This window comes from Bartonella sp. MR100HLJHH (genome assembly GCF_042194215.1).
Lineage (GTDB): Bacteria > Pseudomonadota > Alphaproteobacteria > Rhizobiales > Rhizobiaceae > Bartonella > Bartonella grahamii.
This window is the reverse complement of record NZ_JBHIMR010000042.1, coordinates 1-3,325: the sequence shown is the minus strand read 5'-3', so window position 1 is coordinate 3,325 and position 3,325 is coordinate 1. Positions and strand designations below refer to the sequence as shown.

At 35.9% G+C, this 3,325-nt stretch carries 6 protein-coding genes; 2 read left to right on the top strand and 4 right to left on the bottom strand.

Going from position 1 to position 3,325, the window contains the following annotated elements; genetic code table 11:
• On the bottom strand, positions 1 to 320 hold a 320-nt coding region (locus tag ACFIJ7_RS09160), incomplete at its 3' end, for a DUF1376 domain-containing protein (protein ID WP_375645148.1).
• The gene (locus ACFIJ7_RS09155; RefSeq protein WP_375645147.1) at positions 313 to 789 is read right to left on the bottom strand and encodes a crossover junction endodeoxyribonuclease RuvC; all 477 of its coding nucleotides are present in this window, start codon (positions 787 to 789) and stop codon (positions 313 to 315) included. The genes ACFIJ7_RS09155 and ACFIJ7_RS09160, both read right to left, overlap by 8 nt.
• A 29-nt stretch (positions 790 to 818) precedes the next feature.
• On the opposite strand from ACFIJ7_RS09155, the gene ACFIJ7_RS09150 reads away from it, so the two are divergent.
• Complete coding sequence (locus tag ACFIJ7_RS09150) at positions 819 to 1,691, top strand: hypothetical protein (RefSeq protein ID WP_375645146.1); 873 nt, start codon at positions 819 to 821, stop codon at positions 1,689 to 1,691.
• Positions 1,692 to 1,702: 11 nt separating this feature from the next.
• Here the strand turns inward: ACFIJ7_RS09150 and ACFIJ7_RS09145 are convergent, their stop codons facing one another.
• Positions 1,703 to 2,068 (bottom strand): hypothetical protein, encoded by a 366-nt coding sequence (locus tag ACFIJ7_RS09145; protein WP_375645145.1) that lies wholly within the window; start codon positions 2,066 to 2,068, stop codon positions 1,703 to 1,705.
• 99 nt (positions 2,069 to 2,167) lie between these two features.
• Entirely contained in the window at positions 2,168 to 2,410 is a 243-nt protein-coding gene (locus ACFIJ7_RS09140) for a helix-turn-helix transcriptional regulator (RefSeq protein WP_375645144.1), read from the bottom strand.
• Between the two features lie 100 nt (positions 2,411 to 2,510).
• On the opposite strand from ACFIJ7_RS09140, the gene ACFIJ7_RS09135 reads away from it, so the two are divergent.
• A complete protein-coding gene (locus tag ACFIJ7_RS09135) occupies positions 2,511 to 3,113 on the top strand; it encodes a S24 family peptidase (RefSeq protein ID WP_375645143.1) in 603 nt (200 codons plus the stop codon).
• The last annotated feature ends 212 nt before the right edge of the window (positions 3,114 to 3,325 follow it).

The following is a 3,325-nucleotide window of genomic DNA, read 5'->3' as shown; positions in this document are numbered from 1 at the left end:
TCACTACGAACTTGCGATATGTGCTCTTTTTTATCAGCAAAATCGTTTAGCTCTTCTTCAACGCGCGTATTCCACAATCCATTATCTGTCTCAATAAGTTTATCATTCCTCATGAGATATTCGACAATATCTGCAAATTTTTTCTGCGAACAATTGCAAGCACGTGCAAGCGTTTCAAAATCTTCTTTAATTGGTGCTTTTTTATCATACATGCGAACGAGAAGCGTCATATAAGCGCCCCTTTGCTCTAACGTCATTCCGTCTGTACCACTTATCCAGTCATACAAATGGAATCTTATCCATGGCATTGCATTAGACATGCGCGCCCCCTTCTTTCATTAAATATAAAATTGCTAAAGCATCTGCTTCGTTGTCGTCTTTAGGCACATGTCCTTTTGCACATACCGCCTTAATCATTTCTTCTTTTGAGGCGTTGCCTTTTCCTGTTGTTGCCTTCTTAATTGTGCCAACAGGAATGCCTTCATATGGTATCTGATGATGTTCACACCACGCTGTTAAGGTTGCTAGAAAGCCCCCATAAATATGAGAAGCGTCTGTACCCACATGCCGACGCACCTCTTCAAAATACACTGCGTCAATTTCATCAACAGACCTCTTTAGTTCAGTAAGCCACCGTTTAAAGCGTAAATAACGCATACCACCGCCTTCAAAACGGCGTGATTGAAAATCTTCTGTATCGCTTGTTATGTGACCATCCGCACCGCATATCGCCCAGCCTGTCTTGGTCCCTAGATCAAGACATAAAATGGTTTGTGCGTTAGTGATCATAATCCCCCCTTAAGGCTCTACGTATTTATATGTTTGCTATGACAGAGCGTGTTGTGATTGCTTGTCTTGAAAAAATGTTTATGAAAAAGTATCCTCCCAACGATTCTAAAAAAGTGGGGGGAGTTATGATGCAAGAATGGGTAGTTGATAAGGTTGTATTTTTATTGCACCGGATAAATGATAGTGCTGTATTTTTGCTGCACTGGATAAGTGATAATCTTACGATTGCTCCTATCATTGCTACGATAGTTACTGGAATGGTGACACTTTTTGTGCAACAACGAAGCTTAAAAAAACAACTTAAAATCTTCCAACGACAAACTATAGCATCAGAAATCCAGACAGCTATTCTATTAGAAGATAAAAAAGCACGGGATTTGGGACCATATTTAAAATTGAAGGCAATATTCCTCCCACAAGAATATAAAGGTACTCCCCATGTTAAGGTAAAGCTGTGCATTAAAAATCTTACGACACAAGATATGATGATAAAGAATATACGCATATCGAAAAACAGTCCCTTTAAGTTTGTTAAAAACGCTTGTCCTTTTACTCAATGGAAATTTGAGTCTTCGGAGGGGCACCTCGTTATTAAAAGGACAACGCCCAAACTCATTGCGTTATGTCCCGAAAATATAAAATCAAATGCTTCATCAGAGTATGCTTTAAATTTTTTTATTATATCCGCTAAACGCTGTACTTTTTTAGATTTCATGATTACCTGCCGTAAGCCTAATTCTCGCAACATTGCAAATTTTACACTTGAACACACTTCAATTGTTAATCCAGAGGAAACATTCACCGTTCATTTTTGGGCTTCATATCCACGTTTAAAAGAGACTTATTATGAAGTTAATCCCAAAGATCCGCTTTTAATTAACGACCCTCATTTTTGGGATTAATGACACCAGAATTAAAAAACTTCTCCTGCAAAAACAAAATCCGTCAATCTGGGTTCTTCTTTTTTGTTGATTAAATAATTGATTTTATTATTTAATTCATCAATAACTCTCATCTGTAAATCCAATTTTAATCTTTGTTTATGCAGCGTTTTATTTTTTTGCTTAATTAAAGTGGATAGGTTTTCAAGTACTACTTGCTGTTGTTCAATTGACTTATCTCGCTCTGCAAGAGTGGCTTCATGCCATCTCATCCAACTATCAAATTTTGACTTATGGCATTCTTCTCGTTTTTTAAGAATTGTTGTGTGAGTTTCGTGTCGTTTCACAAGATCTTCTACGCTACAGTCACGATATGGTACTTTTCTCCATTCTTCCACCAATCTGCCTCCATTCTTGATTTTCGTATTGCAACCTATTAATCTACAAAACTGGGTGTAGAGTTTCTTCAATATTCCGTTTCTCATGATCTTTCTTCTTTAAGAGTGTGAATGCTGCTGTTGATGTTCGTTATTATCTGTAGAAGTAGTAAAAGCAGGCATAGAGCTAGAACTATCCTTCAACTTTTGCAGCTTTAAATAACTATTTAAAGATAGTCCTTTGCCTTGTTCCCAACGACAAACAGAAGCTTGCTTAACACCTAAAATATCTGCTAATTCCTTTTGTGTTAGCGATAAACACTTTCGGATAGATTTAATCTTTAATTTTTCCTCTGTGTCCATTTGAGTTAAGCTCCTTAATTTTAACCATATACGCAATTGTATAGAGTTAATTAAAAAAAACAATAGATTTTTTTAATTTTAAAATCATAAGTAACTAATTATGACGAAAAATATCATTGCGACATTGCAAGTATTGCAATCTGAGTTTGGTCTTAATCAAAAAGATCTTGCCGATAGACTAAATGTAACCCAAGCGACCGTATCAAGATGGTTAGGAAGTGAATCAGATCCCAGAGGTTCACACAGAGACGCAATTTTAGAACTTTATAAAAGCTTAAAAGGTTATAATCAAATTACTACACTTGTTCCTGTTATGGGGTATGTAGGAGCAGGATTAGAGATTGATACCGATGTTGAGCAAATCCCAGAAGATGGGCTTGAAACAATCGAAATACCATTTGATTTGCCTTTTGAAACAATAGGATTCATGGTTCGTGGAGATTCCATGTATCCCGTGTATAAAGATGGTGATTTAATCGTAGTTAAACATCTGCAAACAAAGCCAATGAGCGATTATTACGGTGATGAAGTTGTCGTTCTAACAGAAGATAATAGGCGTTTCATCAAACAAATTACTCGCTCTTCAGAGGGCATTGTACTCAAATCATGGAATGCGCTACCTATTAAAAATGCTAAGATAAAATGGGTTGGAGAAATAGTTGCAATATTACCGCGCAAATCCTATCGTCTACTTATGAAATAATCCCAATAAAGTTTTTGATTCTATTGCTTGTGAAGATGACATTTAAGTGAAAATGAAAAAAAAATGAAATATATGCGATTTTTTGCTTGCTTCTATTTATACATTTACGTATAAGTAATTATACAAACCACGCACAAACAATCGCCAAGAGGCGTTAGGGAGGAAAAATTATGGATAAGCCAATTCTTATAAATTCCAATGAAATTTTATTA

Excerpts from the sequence above, each read along its gene's own strand:
- ACFIJ7_RS09150 (WP_375645146.1), top strand. The coding sequence starts at position 819 with ATGTTTGCTATGACAGAGCGTGTTGTGATTGCTTGTCTTGAAAAAATG.
- ACFIJ7_RS09155 (WP_375645147.1), bottom strand. The coding sequence starts at position 789 with ATGATCACTAACGCACAAACCATTTTATGTCTTGATCTAGGGACCAAG.
- ACFIJ7_RS09135 (WP_375645143.1), top strand. The coding sequence starts at position 2,511 with ATGACGAAAAATATCATTGCGACATTGCAAGTATTGCAATCTGAGTTT.
- ACFIJ7_RS09140 (WP_375645144.1), bottom strand. The coding sequence starts at position 2,410 with ATGGACACAGAGGAAAAATTAAAGATTAAATCTATCCGAAAGTGTTTA.